21 protein-coding genes are annotated in these 19810 nt (G+C 71.6%); 10 read left to right on the top strand and 11 right to left on the bottom strand.

Going from position 1 to position 19810, the window contains the following annotated elements; all coding sequences use genetic code 11:
• Positions 1 to 69: 69 nt before the first annotated feature.
• The 3 genes from trpD to L3i22_RS26725 are packed head-to-tail and all read left to right on the top strand — an operon-like array spanning position 70 to position 2758.
• Complete coding sequence (trpD, locus tag L3i22_RS26735; protein ID WP_221329687.1) at positions 70 to 1167, top strand: anthranilate phosphoribosyltransferase; 1098 nt, start codon at positions 70 to 72, stop codon at positions 1165 to 1167.
• Positions 1164 to 1517: a YciI family protein gene (locus L3i22_RS26730; RefSeq protein WP_221329686.1), complete on the top strand. Its 354-nt coding sequence runs from the start codon at positions 1164 to 1166 to the stop codon at positions 1515 to 1517. Before trpD ends, L3i22_RS26730 begins: the two co-directional genes overlap by 4 nt.
• Entirely contained in the window at positions 1514 to 2758 is a 1245-nt protein-coding gene (locus L3i22_RS26725; protein ID WP_221329685.1) for an RNA polymerase sigma factor, read from the top strand. Before L3i22_RS26730 ends, L3i22_RS26725 begins: the two co-directional genes overlap by 4 nt.
• Positions 2759 to 2771: 13 nt before the next feature.
• On the opposite strand, the gene L3i22_RS26720 is transcribed toward L3i22_RS26725, so the two are convergent.
• Positions 2772 to 3980: an MFS transporter gene (locus L3i22_RS26720; protein WP_221329684.1), complete on the bottom strand. Its 1209-nt coding sequence runs from the start codon at positions 3978 to 3980 to the stop codon at positions 2772 to 2774.
• Positions 3981 to 4047: 67 nt separating this feature from the next.
• Between L3i22_RS26720 and L3i22_RS26715 the strand changes: the two genes are divergently transcribed.
• Positions 4048 to 5007 carry a winged helix-turn-helix domain-containing protein gene (locus L3i22_RS26715; RefSeq protein WP_221329683.1) on the top strand — a complete coding sequence of 320 codons (960 nt, stop codon included), beginning with the start codon at positions 4048 to 4050 and terminating at the stop codon, positions 5005 to 5007.
• An 89-nt stretch (positions 5008 to 5096) separates the two neighbouring features.
• On the opposite strand, the gene L3i22_RS26710 is transcribed toward L3i22_RS26715, so the two are convergent.
• From L3i22_RS26710 to L3i22_RS26690, 5 genes are all read right to left on the bottom strand, one after another.
• On the bottom strand, positions 5097 to 6317 hold the full coding sequence (locus tag L3i22_RS26710) for an RNA polymerase sigma factor (protein ID WP_221329682.1): 1221 nt from the start codon (positions 6315 to 6317) through the stop codon (positions 5097 to 5099).
• Positions 6314 to 6649: a YciI family protein gene (locus L3i22_RS26705; protein ID WP_221329681.1), complete on the bottom strand. Its 336-nt coding sequence runs from the start codon at positions 6647 to 6649 to the stop codon at positions 6314 to 6316. The genes L3i22_RS26710 and L3i22_RS26705 overlap by 4 nt, the downstream gene beginning before the upstream one ends.
• A 14-nt stretch (positions 6650 to 6663) precedes the next feature.
• Complete coding sequence (locus L3i22_RS26700) at positions 6664 to 7254, bottom strand: dihydrofolate reductase family protein (protein ID WP_255658624.1); 591 nt, start codon at positions 7252 to 7254, stop codon at positions 6664 to 6666.
• Positions 7255 to 7506: 252 nt separating this feature from the next.
• Positions 7507 to 8709: an RNA polymerase sigma factor gene (locus L3i22_RS26695; RefSeq protein ID WP_255658623.1), complete on the bottom strand. Its 1203-nt coding sequence runs from the start codon at positions 8707 to 8709 to the stop codon at positions 7507 to 7509.
• A complete protein-coding gene (locus L3i22_RS26690) occupies positions 8706 to 9077 on the bottom strand; it encodes a YciI family protein (protein WP_221329680.1) in 372 nt (123 codons plus the stop codon). Before L3i22_RS26690 ends, L3i22_RS26695 begins: the two co-directional genes overlap by 4 nt.
• Before the next feature lie 129 nt (positions 9078 to 9206).
• On the opposite strand from L3i22_RS26690, the gene L3i22_RS26685 reads away from it, so the two are divergent.
• Positions 9207 to 10670: an MFS transporter gene (locus tag L3i22_RS26685; protein WP_221329679.1), complete on the top strand. Its 1464-nt coding sequence runs from the start codon at positions 9207 to 9209 to the stop codon at positions 10668 to 10670.
• Positions 10671 to 10935: 265 nt separating this feature from the next.
• Here the strand turns inward: L3i22_RS26685 and L3i22_RS54410 are convergent, their stop codons facing one another.
• From L3i22_RS54410 to L3i22_RS26670, 3 genes are all read right to left on the bottom strand, one after another.
• The gene (locus tag L3i22_RS54410; RefSeq protein WP_221329678.1) at positions 10936 to 11934 is read right to left on the bottom strand and encodes a HEAT repeat domain-containing protein; all 999 of its coding nucleotides are present in this window, start codon (positions 11932 to 11934) and stop codon (positions 10936 to 10938) included.
• Positions 11935 to 12096: 162 nt separating this feature from the next.
• The gene (locus L3i22_RS26675) at positions 12097 to 13092 is read right to left on the bottom strand and encodes a BtrH N-terminal domain-containing protein (RefSeq protein ID WP_255658621.1); all 996 of its coding nucleotides are present in this window, start codon (positions 13090 to 13092) and stop codon (positions 12097 to 12099) included.
• Positions 13093 to 13375: 283 nt separating this feature from the next.
• Positions 13376 to 14311 (bottom strand): phosphotransferase, encoded by a 936-nt coding sequence (locus L3i22_RS26670; RefSeq protein WP_255658620.1) that lies wholly within the window; start codon positions 14309 to 14311, stop codon positions 13376 to 13378.
• Between the two features lie 116 nt (positions 14312 to 14427).
• On the opposite strand from L3i22_RS26670, the gene L3i22_RS26665 reads away from it, so the two are divergent.
• From L3i22_RS26665 to L3i22_RS26655, 3 genes are read left to right on the top strand one after another with little or no spacing between them, the layout of a single operon-like run.
• Positions 14428 to 15435 carry a DUF4037 domain-containing protein gene (locus L3i22_RS26665; protein WP_221329677.1) on the top strand — a complete coding sequence of 336 codons (1008 nt, stop codon included), beginning with the start codon at positions 14428 to 14430 and terminating at the stop codon, positions 15433 to 15435.
• Between the two features lie 33 nt (positions 15436 to 15468).
• Positions 15469 to 15969 carry a SigE family RNA polymerase sigma factor gene (locus L3i22_RS26660; RefSeq protein WP_221329676.1) on the top strand — a complete coding sequence of 167 codons (501 nt, stop codon included), beginning with the start codon at positions 15469 to 15471 and terminating at the stop codon, positions 15967 to 15969.
• Complete coding sequence (locus tag L3i22_RS26655) at positions 15969 to 16934, top strand: hypothetical protein (RefSeq protein ID WP_221329675.1); 966 nt, start codon at positions 15969 to 15971, stop codon at positions 16932 to 16934. The genes L3i22_RS26660 and L3i22_RS26655 overlap by 1 nt, the downstream gene beginning before the upstream one ends.
• An 18-nt stretch (positions 16935 to 16952) precedes the next feature.
• On the opposite strand, the gene L3i22_RS26650 is transcribed toward L3i22_RS26655, so the two are convergent.
• Positions 16953 to 17546: a TetR/AcrR family transcriptional regulator gene (locus tag L3i22_RS26650; protein WP_221329674.1), complete on the bottom strand. Its 594-nt coding sequence runs from the start codon at positions 17544 to 17546 to the stop codon at positions 16953 to 16955.
• 123 nt (positions 17547 to 17669) lie between these two features.
• On the opposite strand from L3i22_RS26650, the gene L3i22_RS26645 reads away from it, so the two are divergent.
• The gene (locus L3i22_RS26645; protein ID WP_221329673.1) at positions 17670 to 18404 is read left to right on the top strand and encodes an SDR family NAD(P)-dependent oxidoreductase; all 735 of its coding nucleotides are present in this window, start codon (positions 17670 to 17672) and stop codon (positions 18402 to 18404) included.
• A 335-nt stretch (positions 18405 to 18739) separates the two neighbouring features.
• Here the strand turns inward: L3i22_RS26645 and L3i22_RS26640 are convergent, their stop codons facing one another.
• Complete coding sequence (locus L3i22_RS26640; protein ID WP_221329672.1) at positions 18740 to 18955, bottom strand: hypothetical protein; 216 nt, start codon at positions 18953 to 18955, stop codon at positions 18740 to 18742.
• 110 nt (positions 18956 to 19065) lie between these two features.
• Between L3i22_RS26640 and L3i22_RS26635 the strand changes: the two genes are divergently transcribed.
• Positions 19066 to 19797, top strand: a complete 732-nt coding sequence (locus L3i22_RS26635; protein WP_221329671.1) for a DUF4253 domain-containing protein — start codon at positions 19066 to 19068, stop codon at positions 19795 to 19797.
• Positions 19798 to 19810: the final 13 nt, after the last annotated feature.

Here is a 19810-nt window from a genome sequence, read left to right as displayed (position 1 = left end):
CCGGCCGCCTCGACGAGGCGGCCATTTTTGTGCCCTCGTCACCGCGGCCCCGCACCCGAGGACACCACCATGCCCCTGGCCACCGACATCCTGCCCCGCCTGCTGAACCGCCACGACCTCACCCGCGACCAGGCCGCCTGGGCCATGACCCGGATCGTCAACGGCGACCTCACCGCCGTCCAGATCGCCGCGTTCGCCACCGCCCTGCGCACCAAAGGCGAAACCCCCACCGAGCTCACCGGCCTGCTCGACGCCCTGCACGCCGCCGCCCTACCCGTCGACATCCCCGGCCCGACCGCCGACATCGCCGGCACCGGCGGCGACCGCACCGGCGCCGTCAACATCTCCACCATGGCCGCCGTCATCGCCGCCGCCACCGGCATCACCGTCGTCAAACACGGCGGACGCGCCGCCACCTCCACCACCCCCGGCGCCGCCGACCTCGTCGAACACCTCGGCATCACCCTCGACCTGAGCCCCGCGGCCGCCGCCCGCGTCGCCGCCCGAGCCGGCATCACCTTCCTGCACGCACCCCGCTACAACCCCGGACTCCGCCACGCCGCCGGCGCCCGCCGCGACCTCGGCGTACCCACCGTCTTCAACCTCCTCGGCCCCCTGATCAACCCCGCCCGCCCACGACACCAGGTCATCGGCGTCGCCGACCCCCGCACCGCACCCCTGATCGCCGACGTCCTCGCCGCCCGCGGCACCCACGCCCTCGTCGTGCACGGCGACGACGGCCTCGACAAACTCACCACCACCACGACCAGCCGCATCTGGAAGATCCGCAACGGCACCGTCACCACCACCGTCCTCGACCCGACCGGCCTCGGCCTGCCCCGCGCCACCCCCGCCGACCTGCGCGGCACCACCCCCGCGGGCAACGCCGCCACCTTCACCGCCCTGCTCGACGGCCGGCCCGGCCCGATCCGCGACATCGTCCTGCTCAACGCCGCCGCCCTGCTCACCACCGTCGACGACCGCACCCTCACCGACGCCCTCACCGCCTGCGTGAACGCCGTCGACACCGGCGCCGCCCGCACCACCCTGCACCGATGGGTGACCGCCGGCCGCACCGCCGAAAAACCTGCGACCACCCTGTCGAATCCCGCCCCGGCCGTTCGTCATGACCACACAACGACCGATCACCCGAGGAGCCCACGGTGAAATACCTGCTGCTGATCCACACCCCGGCACCCGAACTCGCCGGCGAACTCGCCCCCGGCGAACCCACCCCCGACCAGTTCATGGCCTACGAGAAAGCCGTCACCGACGCCGGCGTCCGCCTCGACAGCAACGCCCTCGACCTGACCAACGCCACCACCCTGCACGTACGCGCCAACGGCGACCGCGTCATCACCGACGGCCCCTACGCCGAAACCCGCGAAATCGTCGGCGGCTACTACCTCATCGACGTCCCCGACCTCGACGCCGCCCTCGACTGGGCCGCCCGCTGCCCCGGCGCCCGCCACGGCACCATCGAGGTCCGCACCATCTGGGGACCCGGCCAGGCATGAGCGACCAGCGAGCGGCCGGCTCCGTCGAGGCGGTCTTCCGCGAGGACCGGGGCCGGCTGCTCGCCCTGCTCGCCGCCCGCCTCGGCGACCTCGACCTCGCCGAAGAGGTCACCTCCGACGCCATCGAAACCGCACTGCACCGCTGGCCCGTCGACGGCGTCCCCGACAAACCCCTGGCCTGGCTGCTCACCACCGCACGCCGCAAAGCCATCGACCGGATCCGCCGCGACCGCCTGCACACCCAACGCCTCGCCGAACTCCACCTCGACAGTCAACGACCCACCCCCACCACCACCCCCGACGGCTTCGACGACATCCCCGACGAACGCCTCCAACTCTTCTTCACCTGCTGCCACCCCGCCCTGCCCCCCGACGCCCAGACCGCACTCACCCTGCGCTTCCTCGCCGGCCTCACCACCCCCGAGGTCGCCCGCGCCTTCCTCGTCCCCACCCCGACCATGGCCCAGCGCATCGTCCGCGCCAAACGCAAGATCCGCAGCGCGCGCATCCCGTTCCGCGTCCCCGCCACCGACGAACTCCCCGCCCGCCTGCCCGGCGTCCTGCGCGTCATCTACCTCGTCTACACCGAGGGCCACACCGCCAGCTACGGCCACGACCTGCAACGCCCCGACCTCGCCGACGAAGCCATCCGCCTCGCCCGCATCCTGCACCGGCTCCTGCCCCGCCAACGCGAAGTCACTGGACTACTCGCCCTGCTCCTGCTCACCGACGCCCGCCGCAACGCCCGCACCGACCCGGCCGGCAACCAGATCCTGCTCGAAGAGCAGAACCGCACCCACTGGGACCCCGACCTGATCACCGAAGGACAACACCTCGTCATCCCCGCCCTCACCGGACCCGGCGTCGGCCCCTACGCCGTCCAAGCCGCTATCGCCGCCCTGCACGACGAAGCCACCGGCATCGACACCACCGACTGGCCCCAGATCGTCGCGCTCTACGACGTCCTCCACCAGATCGAACCCTCCCCACTGGTCGCCCTGAACCGCGCCGTCGCCATCGCCATGCGCGACGGACCCCAAGCCGGCCTCACCCTCCTCGACGACCTCACCGACCAACTACCCGGCTACCACCTGCTCCCCGCCGCCCGCGCCGACCTGCTCCGCCGACTCGGCCGCACCACCGAAGCAGCCGCCGCCTACCGCACCGCCCTCGACCTCGCCGGCAACACCACCGAACGCGCCACCATCCAACGCCGACTCACCGAACTCACCGACCCGTGAACCAGCCCCACGATCAGCCGCGCCGGGTCTCCGCACTCAACAACGGCACCAACGCCGCCACCACGAACACCACACCGCACACCCCGGCCACCCGGCTCGCCCCGAACCACCCCGCGAACGGCCCCACCGCCAACCCCGACAACGGCACCGTCACGAACGAGAACAGATCATCGAACGACGCCACCCGCGACAACGCCTCCCGCGGCACCCGCACCTGCACCGCCGAATCCCACGTGATCGCCGAAACCGTCATACCCACCCCACCCACGAACGCCGCCACCCCCACCACCCACGGCGAACCCGACACACCCAACGCCAGCAACGGCACCGCCGACAAAACCCCGAACACCCTTCCCGTACGCAACGGCCGCCGCCACCCCAGCCGCACCGCCACCACACTCATCACCAGCAGACCCACCGCCCGCACCGACAACACCGCACCCCACCCGAACGGCCCCCCACGCGCCGACACCAGCATCGGCCCCAGCACATTCCACGGACCCGCGTTCACCGCGTTCATCACCGCGAACGACACACTGCCCACCAGCACCCAGCGCAACGACCGGAAGATCCGCCACCCCGCCACCAGATCGGCCAGCACCGACCGCCCCGACACCACCACCCGGCCACGAGCCGGCAACCGCAGGAAGAACACCGCCGCCACCAGACAGCTGACCGCGTCCACCACCAACGCCCAGCCACCACCCGCCGTCGCCGTCACCAGCCCCGCCACCGCCGGCGCGACGATCCGCACCGCATGCCGGCTGCTCGCCAGCAACGCATTCGCCCGCTGCAGATCCACATCCGCGACCAACTCCGGCACGACGCCCCGCAACGCCGGCTGCGCGAACGCCGCCGCCGCCCCCGTCACCAGCGACAACCCCGCCACCGCCGCCACCTGATACCGGCCGCAGAGCAACAGGACCGCGATCGCACCGGTCGCCGCCGCACTCACCGTGTTCGCCGCGATCAACAGCCCACGCCGGCCGACCCGATCCGCCAGCACCCCACCCGCCAGCATCAACAGCAGCCCCGGCGTCACGTTCGCCGCCAGCACGATCCCCAGGTCGGTCGCCTCCCCGGAAACCTGCAACACCGCCAACGCCAGCGCCACCGTCGACATCGACGTCCCGAAGATGTCGACCGCCCGGCCCGCGAAGAACCACCCGAACCGGCCACGCAGCAGACGACGAACCGGACGCGCCGGGAGATCGATGGTCACGGCCACCATCCTCACGCCGTACCGTCGCGGGTTTGAACTCTTGCGGCAGATGCCGCAAGTTAGCGCCATGACCCTGATCCGATTCGGCCCCGACGCCCTGCGCGCCAGCCGGTTCGCACTCTCGCCACTGGCCGAGACCTTCAGCTGCCTGCTCGGCCTCCGCCGCGAACTCGACGGCGGCCGCCCCGGCCCGCAAGCCCGCGAACTGGCCGGCTGGCTCGACGACAACCCGTTCGCGGCCGGACTCGTACGACTGGTGTCGGCGACCAAATACCTGCCCGACTTCGTCGCACTCCCACCGTCCTCGATGACCACCCGATTCACCGACGAGCTCGCACAGCTGCGCGCGATCCCGGACCCGCAGGCCAGAGCCACCATCGCCGAATCCCGCCGGCACGCCTGGATCGCCGCCGACACCGACTGGGCCGACCGCGACGGCATCGCCACCGCCGCCGCCGACGTGTTCGCCCACATCTGGCACCAATTCGTCGCCCCGGACTGGGCCCGCCGCCGCGCCATCATGGAACGCGACATCCGCCACCGCGCCGGCATCATCGCCACCCACGGCTGGCGGCACGCCCTCGACGGCCTAGGCAAACTCCGATGGGCAGAACCGGACGCCATCCTCTTCTCCACCCGGGGACACACCGACCCCGCCGTCGGCGCCGAAGGCCTGGTCCTGGTCCCGCACACCGGCACCGCCGGACGATGGATCTGCCAGGCCCCGAACCGGACCGCCGTCGTCTACCCGGCCCGCGGCATCCTCGGCGACCTCGACCCACACCCCGGCGGCATCACCACCCTGATCGGCGACGGCCGCGCCCGCATCCTCGCCACCCTCCGCGACCCGGCCACCCCGTCCCAGCTCGCCGCCCTGCTCGGCGTCTCCCTGGGCACGGTCTCCGGCCACCTCGCCGCCCTGCGCACCGCCGGCGTCATCGTCGCCCGCCGCAGCGGCCGCGCCGTCTACTACGAACGCACCACCCCGGGCGACCAACTGATCGCCCTGATGACGGCCGGCGACTGACCAAATCCACGAAAAACGGCGCCAGCGGAGGGTGGGTCACTGCCGTGCCTCCGGACCCCGGGCCCGGGGTCCGGAGCCGTACCGGCCCGTCAGATGGAAAGGGCAGCGCGGCGGGAGGCGAGAAAGCGGCGCTCGGCCGCATTGTCGGTGAGCGCGGCGGCCTTCTCATAGGCCGCCGCGGCCTCCTGCGCCCGCCCGAGACGGCGGAGCAGGTCGGCGCGCACCGCATGGAACATGTGGTGGCGGTTGAGACCATCGATGCCGTCGACCAGCGGCAGGGCGGCCGCCGGGCCGTCCACCTCGGCCAGCGCGACCGCCCGGTGCAGCGCGATGACCGGGCCAGGGGTCAGCGCCGCCAGGTGGTCGTACAACGCGAGGATCTGCGGCCAGTCGGTCCCGGCGGCCGTCGCGGCGTCGCTGTGCACGGCGTTGATGGCGGCCTGCACCTGGTAGGGGCCGGGCCGGTTACCGCGCAGGCATCGCCTGACCAGGTCCTGGCCCTCCGCGATCATGGCCCGGTGCCAGAGCGTGCGATCCTGGTCGCCGAGCCGTACGAGGTCCCCTGCGGCGCTGGTGCGCGCCGGTCGCCGCGACTCGATCAGCAGCATCAGCGCGAGCAGGCCGAGCACCTCCGGCTCGTCGGGCATCAGCGCCGCGAGCAGGCGGCAGAGCCGGATGGCCTCGGTGCTCAGGTCGTCCCGGGTGAGGTCGTCGCCGGAGCTTGCGGTGTAGCCCTCGTTGAAGATCAGGTAGAGGACGGCGAGGACCGTCCGGAGGCGGTCGGGAAGGTCGGCGTCGCGGGGCACCCGGTAGGGGATGCCCGCATCGCGGATCTTGCCTTTGGCGCGGACGAGCCGCTGGGCCATGGTCGGCTCGGGCACCAGGAACGCCCGTGCGATCTCGGCGGTGGTGAGTCCGCCGAGCAGCCGCAGCGTGAGCGCCACCCGGGAGGCGGGTGCGAGCGCGGGGTGGCAGCAGGTGAAGATCAGGCGCAGCCGGTCGTCGCGCACGGGCCCCTCCTGTCCGGGATCGGGTGCATTGTCGGGCGCCCGGAGCACCAGCGCCTGGGCATGCCGGTCGGCCCGGGTCGACTCACGACGCAGGCGGTCGATCGCGCGGTTGCGGGCAGTGGTGATGATCCAGCCGGACGGGCTGGGCGGTACCCCGTGGACAGGCCAGTGCCGCATGGCCGTGACAAACGCGTCCTGGACCGCGTCCTCGGCACCGTCGATGTCGCCGAAGACACGGACCAGGACCGCGACCGCGCGGCCGTACTCCTGCCGGAAGATCCGCTCGATGTCGCCGCTCATGCGACAGGTCGTACCTCGACCGGCAGCGTCGAGGCGCGGGCCATCCTGGCACCCCACGCCAAGGCGGCGTCGAGGTCGGGCGCGTTGATGATCGTGAAGCCGCCGAGGTGTTCCTTGCCCTCGGTGAACGGCCCATCGGTGAGCAACGCCTCGCCGTCGCGGTCGCGGACGACCGTTGCGGTGCTGGCCGGGTGCAGACCGACGGAAAACACCCAAGCGCCGGCTGCCCGCATCTGCTCGGCCAAGGTGTCGAGATCGGCCATGATCGGGGCGAGGACCTCAGGCGGTGCCTCGCCGTCGGGCTGATAGACGCTGAGCAGGTACTGCCTCATGTCAGCTGATCCTTTCAGGCAATCGAGCGGTAGGTCGCGATGATCACGCCGGTTGTCGTCGGCAGGGCCTCGACCAACTCCAACGTGCCGTACGCCTGCTCGCCCTCGGCGAACAGCTTCGTCCCGGTACCGAGCGTCAGCGGGTGGATCGACAGCGTGTAGACGTCGACCAAGCCGGCCCTCGCCAGCGACCGCACCAACTCGCCACTGCCGAGCACGACCAGGTCGCCCTCGACCCCGCGCTTGAGCGCGGCCACGGCGTCCGCCGCATCACCCGGCAGCAGCGACGAGTTCTCCCAGGGCAGCGGCCCGGCCAGCGTGCGCGACGCGACGTACTTGCGTTTGCGGTTGAGGACCTCGGTGTACGGGTTGCCGTCGGTCTGCTTCGACCAGAAGGCGTGGAACTGCTCGTAGGTGCGGCGACCGAAGAGCATCCCGCTGTCCTCACTCATGCCCTTGCCCATCGCCTCGGCCATGACCCGGTCGGCATACGGGTGAGCCCAGCCGCCATACGGGAAGCCTCCCCGGGCGTCTTCGTCTGCCCCGCCCGGCGCTTGCATGACCCCGTCGAGTGTCACGTTCTCCACCACGACCACCTTGCCCATGAGGGTCTCCTCGCGTAACAGCCGAACCTGCGCCGGCCTCTCATCAGCTACACGAACGCCTCGGCCCCGGATCGACACCCGCGTGGACACAATCTCGACTCCGCCCGTACCCCCGCAATCGGACCTCGACCACGGCGCTCCCGGACCGGACAGCAAAAGCTTTATGGGTTCGTCGGCGAAGCCGTCCTTTCAGTTCCTGGGGTGCGGCTTGCCGCACTATCCGTAGGTCATCCTAGGACGATAGGAAGCAAGCTAACCCCGCAGACGGCTCGCGCGCCCCTCCAGATACCGCTGCTCCGCCAGACTCGCCGTCGCCCGGGCCGCCCGCCGGTACCACGAATACGCCCCCGCCTCGTCCCCGGCCTTCTCCAGCAGATGCGCCCGCACCGACCACAACCGATGATGCCCGGCCAGCCGCTCGTCCCCGTCCAACCCCGCCAGCAGCGCCAACCCGGCCGCCGGCCCCTCCACCTCGGCCAACGCCACCGCCCGGTTCAGCGTCACCACCGGATTCGGCGCGATCCGCTCCAGGATCAGATACAACGCGTACACCTGCCGCCAGTTCGTCTCCCCCGCCGTCGCCGCATCCGCATGCGTCGCCGCGATCGCCGCCTGCAACTGATAAGGGCCCAGCTCCGGCGCCCCCAGCGCCCCCTTCGCCAGCTCAAGACCTTCCACGATCAAAGACCGATCCCATTGCGTACGATCCTGCTCGTCCAACGGCACCAGATCCCCGCCCGCCGTCGTCCGCGCCGCCCGGCGCGCATGTGTGAGCAGCATCAACGCCAGCAACCCGGCCACCTCCCCGTCCTCGGGGAGCCCCGCGTGCACCATCCGCGCCAGCCGGATCGCCTCCACCGCCAGATCCGCCCGGTCCAGCGACGACCCCGACGACGCCGTGTACCCCTCGTTGAAGATCAGGTACAGCACGTGCAGGACCACCGGCAACCGTTCCGGCCCGGCCGGCGCCGGAAACGACCCGCCCGCCGCCCGGATCCGCTGCTTCGCCCGGCTGATCCGCGCCGCCATCGTCGCCTCCGGCACCAGGAACGCCCGCGCGATCTCCGCGGTCGTCAGCCCACCCACCGCACGCAGCGTCAACGCCGTCTGCGACGCCGCCGTCAACGCCGGATGGCAGCACAGGAACAGCAACAGCAACGTGTCATCGGTGTCCGGCACCTCCCCCGGCGCGACGTCCGCGACCCGCGCCGACTCCCGACCCCGGCGCGCCGACGCACTGCGCACCTCGTCGATCAGCCGCCGCGACGCGACAGTCATCAACCAGCCCCGCGGATTGTCCGGCACCCCCTCGACCGGCCACTGCACCGACGCCGCGAGCCCCGCCTCCTGAACCGCGTCCTCACAGCCCTCGAACTGCCCGAACCTGCGCACCAGCGCGCCGAGGACCTGCGGCATCAACGCACGCAGCAGGTCCTCGATGCCCGGCGCGCTCACGCCTCCAGAACCCCGTCCGCGAACATCACCTGCCGCACCTCGATCCCCAGGCCCTCGATCGCCGCGTCCGGGATCTGCGCCGCCAGCTCGATCGCCCGCGCCTTGTCCTCCACGTCGACGAAGTAGAACCCGCCCAGATACTCCTTCGCCTCCAGGAACGGCCCGTCGGTCACCACCCGCTGCCCGTCCCGCACCGACACCACCACCGCCTGCGACGGATCCACCAGCGCCTGCGTGGTGATCAACTCGCCACGCTCCTTCAACCCCGCCATGAACCGGCCGTGCCCGGCACCGATCGCCGCCATCTCCTCCTCGGTCAACGCCTCCAGCACCGCCGGGTTGATGTGCATGCTGATCAGGAACTTCATCGCCTTACCTCCGCAAGATGAACGACTTCTCGCCGGTCGGTCGTAGCCACCGCAGCAACCTTGACATCCCCCACCGACATTTTTCCCGGCCGCCCGTCAAGAATCCCCGGCCCACTCCGACCAGCGGGCATGAGACTCCACCGCTCGTGGCTGGGACTGACCATCCTCATGCTGCCCACCCTGATCGTCGCGACCGACATCACCGCGCTGCTCCTGGCCCTGCCCGCCCTCAGCGCCGACCTGGGCGCGAGCGCCGTCGAACAACTGTGGATCAGCGACAGCTACGGCCTCACCGTCGCCGCCCTGGTCATCACGATGGGCACCCTCGGCGACCGGATCGGCCGACGACGACTGCTTCTGATCGGCGCCGCCGCGTTCGCCGGCCTCTCCCTCGCCGCCGCGTTCGCCACCGGCCCCCTCATGCTCATCGTCATCCGCGCCCTGCTCGGCGTCGCCGGCGCCACCCTCACCCCGTCCACCCTCGCCCTGATCACCACGATGTTCGGCGAACACGACCCGCGCCGCGGCCGCGCCATCGCCACCTGGGCCACCTGCCAGTTCACCGGCGGCGCCCTCGGCCCGGTCCTCGCCGGCCTGCTCCTGCAGCACTTCTGGTGGGGCTCGATCTTCCTGATCGCCGTACCCCCGATGCTGTTACTGCTGCTCACCGGCCCGTTCCTGCTCCCCGAGCACCGCGCGCCACAACCCGGCCGCCTCGACCCGGCCAGCGTCGCGCTCTCCCTCACCGCCGTACTCCTGCTGATCTTCGCCCTGAAACAGGCCTCCGCCGGAGGCCAGGTCGCTCTCCCGGCTGCGGCTTTCGCGGTGGGCGCGGCGGTCGGATTCGCTTTTGTACGACGTCAGCACCGCCTCCCCACCCCGCTGCTCGACCTGCGGCTACTGCACAGCCGGACGTTCACCGCCGTCCTGGTCGCCCTGGTCGGCGCCGGCATCGCGATGGCCGGCACCGGCCTGCTCGTCACCCAGTACCTGCAGGGCGTCCGCGGCCTGTCCCCGGTCACCGCCGCCCTGCTGTTCGCCCCGATGGGCCTCGGCGTGGCCGCCGGCACGATGACCGCCCCCGCCCTCGCCCGCCGCGTCCCCCCGGTGACCGCCATCGCCGGCGGCCTGGCGGTGTCCGCCCTCGGCAGCCTGCTGATGCTGACCGGCGCCCTGCCCCTGATCCTGACCGGCATCACGGTCCTCGCCCTGGGCACCGGCCCGCTGTTCGCCCTCGGCACCGGCCTGGTCATGAACGCCGTCCCCCCGTCCCGGGCCGGCTCCGCCGCGGCGATGTCCGAAACCGGCAACTACTTCGGCGGCTCCCTGGGCTTCGCCCTGCTCGGCGTCCTCGCCACCGTCGTCTACCGCAGCCGGATGAACGACACCTCGGACTCCCTCGCCGGCGCCCTGGCCACCAGCCGCCACCTCCCCACCGCCCAGGCCGCCACCCTGCTCGCCGACGCCCGGCACGCCTTCACCGGCAGCCTGCAGGTCACCGCCCTGGTAGCGGCCCTGATCCTGGCCGCCCTGGCCCTCCTCGTCCACACCACCCGCACCCGCGAGCCAGCCGTGACCCAGATCCCCGGTTGATCCGCCCGGGGGCAGAGCCCGCGGACCGGATCAACGCCGCCGGGCGCCGCACTGGCCCGGCACGCTCCTCAGCTCGGAAGCCACCGTTCAGGCCCGGCACCGTTCAGGCCCGGCACCGTTCAGGCCCGGCACCGTTCAGGCCCGGCACCGTTCAGGGCCGGCAAGGAAGGCCCGGCACCGTTCAGGGCCGGCACCGTTCAGGGCCGGCAAGGAAGGCCCGGCACCGTTCAGGGCCGGCAAGGAACGTCCGGCAAGGAAGGACGACTCAGTCGTCGTCCGACGGGCGGAGGCGCGCAAGCAGGCGCGGATCTCCGGTGCGGTCGGCCAGCAGGGAAAGCGCCTCCGCCACGAGCCCGGCCACCTCGCCCGTCTCGTCGTCGCCGGCCTCCGGCGGGCGGTCCAACGCGTCCAGCAGCGGCTGGACCGCCCGGCGCTCCCCGAAGAGGGCCAGCGCCCGCAGCGCCTCCGCCCGCGTCACGGCATCGTCGTCATCCAGCCGCACCATCAGGGCACGGCGAACCTCCGGGGTGTCCCGGCCGGCCTGGTACAGCCCGCAGCAGGACCAGTCACGAACCATCGGCTCCGGATCGGCCGTCAACTCGACCAGATACCGCAACGCGTCGTCATCGCGGGAAGCAAAGCGGGTCAACGCGAGGCAGACCGTCCACCGCACGTGGACAACCGGATGAGAGCGCCACGCGCCGAGCGGCTCGACCGCCCGGGGATCACCGAGATGGCCGAGCGCGGTCGCGATCGCCGCCTGCACTTCACCTCCGGTCCCGCCGATGGTCCCGCCATCGGGCCCACCGGCGGGACCGCCCGTGGGCCAGCCATCGCGCCCACCGAGAGGCTCGCCCGTGGGCCAGCCATCGGGCCGACCGAGGGGCTCGCCCGTCGGCCAGCCATCGGGCTCACCGGCGGGCTCGCCGGCAGCGAGGTCCAGCAGCAGCGTGACCGCCGGCATGCGGAACGGGCGCTGATCGCGGGGGACGACCACGATGTCACCCTCGTCCGACAACGCCACCGCGCCCAGTTCCCCGAGCACATACGCGCCCAGCGCCCGCCGGGCCGGGTCCGCGGAGCCGCACAGCGACCGGGCCGCCTCGAAGGTCTCCCGATCACCGCGCAGCTGCAGAAACGCGGTGTACTCCGGCCGGCTGTCCTCGTCCACGGCGAGCGCGGCGGACACGAGCTCCGCAACCGGCAGATCACGAAGCGGAACCTCACCGTCGTCGGTGAGAACGGTCGCGGCAGTCCAGCTCATGGCCACCGACCGTAGCCGACCGCCGCCTCACCCACCGCCAGGCCCGAACCGCCTCACCCACCGCCGTGCCCGAGCCGGACCGCCCACTGCCGGCCCCGGGCCGGACCGCCGGTCGAAGACCAGCGCCCGGCCACCGCGACGACCCCGCACCCGCATCGCCGGTCACAGCCCGGACAGGATCTCCATCGCGCGGCGTTCCCGGCCGGCCAGGTCGGCGAGCAGCTCCGACGCCCGCACCAGCGGCCCGGGATCACCCGACTCGCCGGCCGCCGCGATCAGCCCGGCGACCTCGGTCCACCTCGGCGCGATCTCCGCGTACCCCCGATGCCCGGCCCGCAGCCGCTCGTCGTCGACGACCGTGGCCGCCTCGGCGAGGAAGTCCCGATACATCGCCCGGAACAGCCCGCCGCCGGTGCCACCCCGCTCCATCAGCATCGCCGCCATCGGCAGATCCCGTCCCGGATCCGTCGCCCGGTCGAGCCACCGCCGCACCCGCACGGCCGCCTTTCCGATCCCCCGATGGCCGAGATTCGCGATCGGCGGGTTCAGAAACGTCGCCGCGTTCCCCCGAACCGCCGCCCGGATCGCCACCCCGAGATCCGGGCGAGCCTCCGGGACCGCCAGGGTGAACGCCAGGTGCCGGGCAGTCATCGGCCCCCGCTCGGCCCGGGCCAGCGCCAGGCTCCGCAGCGAGGTGGTCACCGCCCCACCCTGCTGAGCGGTGTCGACCAGGTAGGCATCCGTGTCGTCGTATCCGTACATCGCCACGACATGCCCGCCGAAGTGCGTCCGCGCCGTGAAGTACTCCAGGTGGTAGCAGTCCAGCTGCAATCCCACCGGCCGCCCGGCGCCGAGCTCCGCGACGACGTTGCGCCACCCTCTGGCGGCCGAAGCGGTCTCGGTGACCCGCAGCTCGAGCCCGAGCCGCCCGGCAAGCGCCCGGGTGATCGCCATCGGCTTGGACCGCCCACCGAGGAACGGCACGTCCATCCCCTTGGCGTCCCAGTAGACGAACCCGAGCCCCTCCCCCAGCCCGAACAGCATCGCCTCGGACAGCTCCAGCCCCGCATGCCCGAGCAGAACCCCGAGCGCCGTCGTCTCACAGTGCCGCCCACCCGACAAGCCCACACCCTCGACGATCACGCGATCATCCGCCATAGCACCTCCGACTCTCCGACCAGCATTCCGAACAGGACACCGCACACCGCACCGAGGCCACGAAGGGTCACGGCTACGCCCCCGCCGCCGGTCACCCGCCCTGACCGGCGACTCACCAAGCCTCACCCCTGCCCCAGGGGCAGAGTCAACCCGCCGATCGCGGCAAATCCGAGAAATGCCCTGGGTCGGTCGGCGAAGCCGTCCTTGTGTATTTAAGGTGCGGCTCGCCGCACGCCCCGTAGGGCATCCTAGGACGATAGGATGTGGCTTCGTCGGATGAGCATCAGCGCAAGGCTTCGCCGGCCCAGCGGGCGATCACCTCGAGCACCGGCGCCCGCCCGGCGAGCCGCTCCGGCCACCCCCGCGAGTCATAGGCCGCCGCTGCCGGCTTGTCCCGCATCAGGGAATCGATCATGCGCGGTGCCAACCAGAAGTACTTCGCCGCGCCCGTCACCATGATCGCCCGCTGCACCAGCGACGGATCGACCTCGGACATCCCGCGCGCATAACCCTCGGTGACCGCCGCGAGGACCCCGTCCATCAGCGACAGATCGATCAGCCCGTCGAGAAAGGTGTCCAGCGCCAGATTCGCCGCATCCTCCCCGATCGCCCCCGGCCCCACGAACGCCCAATCCAGCAACACCGGCCCGGAATCGGCGAGGATCACATTCATCGGCCACACATCGTGATGGCACAACGTCCTAGGCAGCGAATCCGCGACCGCCAGCAGATCATGCCGCTGGGTCCACATCTCCCGCAGCCGCGCGCGCAGTTCCGGATCCCAGGCCGCCACCACGACCGGATGATCAAAATCCAATTCCGACGGTACGGGTTGTGCCAGGGTGTAATCCCGCAGGAAGTCCCGAGCCAGCCATTCCTCGTCCGGCGGCGCACCGATCCACCGCGACTGCGCGACCCCGAGCCGATAGGCGATGTCCCCCACGTCCGCGGGCCGCCACGCCGTCAGCGGAGTTCCGCGCACATCCGCGAGCAGCATCGCGATCGACCCGTCGGCCTGTTCCTCGAGCTCGTACAGTTCCGGGACGGACAGCCCCCCGGCGGCGAACGCGGTCCGCGCGAATCCACTCCGGTACGCGATCGGCTCCCGCCGCCAATAGTTGAAATGGCCGGGATCGTCGCTGGCCGCCAGATGTGGTGACGCCCCGTCCCGCCGCCGCATGACCACTTTGCGCACCGCGGTCCCGTCGCCCCGCGGCACCCGCCACACCCCGCCGGTGACCTCGTTGGCCGTCCCGTACGTCAGCTCCTCGGCGGTGGCGCTCACGACGGAACAATTCGGATGATCCACATGGTCTCGGATGGTAGACCGGTCGCATGCCCGAATTCCGGCCCGGCGTGGAACTGTCCCGGCGCTTCTACCTGGAGGCGGTACGCCCCCTGCTCGGCAACCGCCAGCACATCGCCGCCCGGATCGGCCCGGGCAGTGACGTGCTCGGCTTCGACACCGAGCGGTCCACCGACCACGACTGGGGTCCCCGCCTCGACCTGTTCCTCGAGGAGCCCGGCGACCTGGCCGAGGAGCTGCGGCACACGCTGCCGAAACAGTTCCTGGGCTGGCCGACGCACTTCGTCCCGCCCGGCGCCCGGGTCCGCTCGATGGCCGCCACCGACGGCCCGGTCGACCACTACGTCACGATCACCCCCCTGGACGCGTGGCTGCGCGCCCGGATCGGTGCCGACCCCGGCTGGCCGGCCATTCCGTGGCAGCGGCTGGCCGAGATCGCCGGGGGCGGCGTCTTCCACGACCCGGACGGCGAGCTGACCGCGATCCGGGCGCGCCTGTCCTGGTATCCGGACGACTTCTGGCGCTACGTGCTGGGCTGCCAGTGGGCGCGGATCGGCCAGGAGGAGGCGTTCCCGGGCCGCACCGCCGAGCTCGGCGACGACGCCGGGTCCCGGATCATCACGGCCCGCCTGGCCCGCGATGTCGCCCGGCTGCTGCTGCTCCAGCAGCGCCGCTGGCCGCCGTACGGCAAATGGCTCGGAACCGCGATCACCAGCGACCCGGCGGCGGACCACCTGGCCCGGGCATTGTCGGCAGACGATGCGGATCGCAGATCCGCGGCGCTCTGCGACGCCTACGAGGAGGCCGCCCGCAGGCAGAACGACCTGGGTCTGTGCCCGCCGCTGGACACCCGAAGGCGGCCGTATTTCGACCGCGGCTATCCGGTGATCGGCGCCGGCCGGTTCGCCGAGGCGCTCCTCGACGGGAAACCGGCGATCGGCACGATCGACCAGATCACCGACGCCAACGAGGTGCTGGACCACCCCGATATCTGCATCGCGGTAAGCGGATCGGCGCACTCACCGCGTCCTATGTGAGGAGAGCGGCGAACAGACCGGGGGAACAGTCGGGTGCACAGCGGATTCGAGGAATACGTACGGGCACGTGGGGAGGCGTTACGGCGCTTCGCCTACCTGCTCTGCGGGGACCGGCATCTGGGCGAGGATCTCGTCCAGGAGGTGCTGGTCAAGGCGTACCGAAGATGGCCGAGAATCGAAACGGATCAGCCGGACCGATATCTGCGGACCGCGCTCGTGCGTTCGCACGTCTCGTGGCTGCGCCGCCTGTCCAACACCGAGCGGCCGGCCACGATCCGTGACGAGCGCCCGGCTGGTGGCGACTTCGCCGACCAGCAGGCGCTGCGCGACGACCTGTGGACGCGGCTGTCCGGGCTGACCCGGGCGCAGCGTGCGGTGCTGGTGCTGCGCTACTACGAGGACCTCGACGACCGGCAGATCGCGGAGATCCTGCGCTGCGCGCCGAGCACCGTCCGCGTGCACGCCACCCGCGGCCTGGCCCGGCTGCGCAACGACCTGAACCCAGCACTGTCCGAGCGGTCGGGAGCGAAATGATGACCCTGGAAGAGGACCTGCGGACCACGTTGCGGGACCGGGCCGCCGACGACGCCGCACCGCGGCCGGACCTGTGGGCGGGCGTGACCGACGGCGTACGCCGGGACCAGCGCCGCCGCCGCGCCACCGTGGCCGTCGCCGCCGCCCTGGTGGTCGGCGCCGCGAGCGTCACGATCCCGCTGCTGCGGCACCACCAGCACCCGCCGAACCCGCCGGTCGTGCAGCGGACCGACGGCTGGGGCCCGCCGGCCTGGCCGGAGCCGGTCTTCCCGATGCGGCCGACCTGGCTGCCCGGCGGCCTCGGCTCCCACGAGGTCATGAAGATGGGCCCGAACGTGCTGCTGCAGTACGAGAAGGACCCGTCGGTGCTCGACGTGGAGATCGGCCCGCTGCAGGCCGACTGGGAGACCGAGGCGGAACAGACCCACGCCTCGACGGTCAACGGGCGGCCGGCCGAGGTGCACCGGACCAAGGAGTTCGACGGCGCCGGCAAGCACGACCAGTACGTCGGCGTCCGCTGGCAGCTGGCCGACGGCCGGTGGGTCTCCGTGCTGAGCTGGGGTCCCCGGACCGAGGCCGACGTGCTGCGGATCGCCACGGGCCTGACCACCGACGGCAGCATCCCGGCCGGGAAGCCACAGTTCACGTTCGCGACCGTGCCGCCCGGCCTGACCCTGGGGCACCGGTCGCAGGGCATCACCTGCCTCGCGCCGCCGGCCCTGGTCAACCAGGACCGTCCGGCGCAGATCGGCGTGTGCGTGACGCTGGAGTCGGCCGACGACGCCGGCCAGGAGCCCCCGATGGAGGAGGTCACCGTCAACGGGAGGCACGCGGTCTACTACCCGGAGCTGCATCAGCTGGTCATCGACTGGACGAACGCGATGAAGCTGGTGGTCAACTGGGACCCGGAGACCGTCCCGCTCACCCGCGAGGACGTGCTCCGCTTCGCGAGCGGCATCTCCTAGCCGGCCGTCGCGGCGCCGTCATCGGCCGACGACGGCCGACGACGGCGCCGCGGGAACGGCGTTGTCGACGAGGACGGCGGCGATGGCGGCCGCGGTGCTGAACGCCTCGGCGTCCAGCACCCGGCTGCGAGCCGACGCCCCGTCCAGCAGCAGCGCCAGCTGCTCGCCGAGTTGCTCGGGGTCGGCGGCGCCGGCCTCGCGGGCGGCCTCGGTGAGCCGGGCGGCGAAGGCCTTCTTGTAGTCGCGGGCGTGCACGCGGGCCGGGTGGCCCGGGTCGGGGATCTCGACCGCCGCCGCGATGAACGGGCACAGCGGCGAGTGGATGTCGAAGACCGCGAGGAGTCGTTCCCGCGGGGTGAGCCCGGCGTGCTCGAACACCTCGGGCAGGACGTCGGGGTCGAACCGGCGCAGGCACTCGGCGATCAGCTCGTCCTTGCCGGCGAAGTGCTGGTAGAGCGTGCGCTTGGACACCTCGGCCACCGTGCAGAGCTGGTCCAGGCCGGTGCCGTTGATGCCCTGGTCACGGAACAGCTGCTGGGACGCGCTGACGATGCGCTCCCGGGCGCCCCGGCCGCGGCGCAGACCTCGCGGCCCCTTCTCCAACTCTGTCACCAGCCCAGCTTAGCCCTTGGGTACGGATCGGTGTGCATAGCTTGCGCCGGCCCCGACCGCCCGCTACGTTAAGTGCACAGATCGGTGTACATAACATCGGCACGGCAGGTGAATGGAGTCGTCGTGGGAAAGCTCGATGGCAAGGTCGCGGTGATCACCGGCGGGACCAGTGGGATGGCGCTGGCCGGAGCGAAGCTGTTCGTCGACGAGGGCGCGCACGTCTTCATCTCGGGCCGGCGGAAGGACGCGCTGGACGAGGCCGTCGCGCTGATCGGCCGGAACGTGACCGCCGTGCGGGCCGACTCGGCCGACCTCGACGACCTGGACCGGCTGTTCGAGACGGTCAAGCAGGAGAAGGGCAGCATCGACGTGCTGTGGGCCAGCGCCGGAACGGGCGAGCAGGGCCGGCTCGGCGAGATCACCGAGAAGCAGTTCGACGACGCCTTCTCGCTGAACGCGCGCGGCACGCTGTTCACGGTCCAGAAGGCGCTGCCGCTGTTCAACGACGGCGGCTCGATCTTCATGACCGGGTCGAACGCGTCGCTCCGCGGCTACCCGGACTGGAGCGTCTACGCGGCGAGCAAGGCCGTGCTGCCCGCCTACGCCCGGGTCTGGGTGTCCGAGCTGCGCGACCGGCGGATCCGGGTGAACGTGCTGACCCCGGGCCAGGTCGCCACCCCGATCCTGGCCGAGGTGATGGACGCGCGGACGAAGGCGCAGTTCGAAGCCATGATCCCGCGGCGCGAGATGGGCCGCCCGGAGGAGATCGCGGCGGTCGCGCTCTTCCTCGCCTCGGACGACTCGAGCTACGTCAACGGCATGGAACTGGTCGCCGACGGCGGCACCACGGTCATCTGAGCCCGTCCCGTCGACATGACCCACGCCCTGGAGTGGGCCGGCCTCCTCCTGGTCGGCCTGGCCCTGCGCGCCGAGCCCCGCTGAAGGCGGCACTCGCCGAAGGGGCCGATGCAGGCCCCGTCGGCGAGACCGAAAACCCTTCCTAGGCGAGAACCTCTACGGCTACGTCATGGCCGCCATAGTTCTCCGGAATCGTGGTGACGATCATCGCCTTCATCACGACGGTCTCCCGAAGAACCTGCGCCACCATCGGCGGCCCGGTCAGCAGCGGGCAGACTGGATGGTTCGCCAGCCGCGGCCGGGCCAGGTCACCCGCATCGATACTCGCTCCGCGGTCACGCCACCCGCCTCTCCTGACGGGCCTTCCATTCCTCCAGCCGGCGCTCCGCAGCGGCTTCCTTGGCCTGAAATTTCTCCTCGTCCTCCATGGTCCAGGGTTTCGGCGCGGGCAGGCCTGCCCGCGCGCAGAACTGCTCCTGGAACTCCCGGCGTTCCTTGATGAGCTGCGGAATACCTTCTTCCGCCGAGCCCAGAGGGGTGTCGTGCGACATGTTGACGAGGGTACAGACCTAGTCGCCCGAAAGGAAGTCGCGCGACTAGGTGACATACGACAGTCCATCGGGATCTTGACCGAGCGACGCCGTTCGATCACCATGGCCGGATGCTCGACATGCCGCCGACCCGGCCGCTGTTCATCACCCCGTCCAAAATCGAGGTTTTCGGCTTCCCCGCCGCCGGCGACGACGCCCTGCGCTGGTCGGAGCGATTGCGGCGGGCCCACCGGGAGACCGGCCTCTGGCCACTGCTGATGGACGACGAGGCCCCCGAATACCTGACCGACTCATATGCCGACGCCACGGTCACCTGGTCACCGGCCGACGCGGACCAGATCGACGGCGCCGCTGTCCTGGCCGAACGCGGCGTCCGTTCGCTGAGCTCCGGCTCACCCGAGTACGCCGCGGTGCTGCGCGCCGAACTCGCCGGTCAGGGCGCCTGGCCCGCGGAGCCGGAGCGCCGCGGTTTCGGCCTGCCCTACGGCTGGAACGACGAGCCGAACGAGGTCACCGTGGCCCTGGTGCCGGCCGCCGAGCCGTGGCTGGTCCCGGTGACCCTGCAGTACGGATCGTGGAACGACTACCCGGACCCGGCCGAGCACGCCGCGATCATGCGCTACTGGCACGGCCGCTACGGTGCCGAACCGGTCGTCTGGACCGGCACGACCGTCGAGTACGCCGTCGCCCGCCCACCGTCCACCCGGGCCGACGCGATCGCCCTGGCCTGGGAATACCGCCAGTACAACGACGGCGAATACGACAACTACTACGCGGATTCCCTCACTGATCTGGCCGCCAGCCTGCTGAATGCCCCGGTCTGGCGCATGTGGTGGGACTGACGGCCGGCACAGT

Source organism: Actinoplanes sp. L3-i22 (assembly GCF_019704555.1).
Classification (GTDB): domain Bacteria; phylum Actinomycetota; class Actinomycetes; order Mycobacteriales; family Micromonosporaceae; genus Actinoplanes.
Note: the sequence above shows the minus strand (reverse complement) of the source record. Positions and strands in the feature narration are given on the sequence as shown.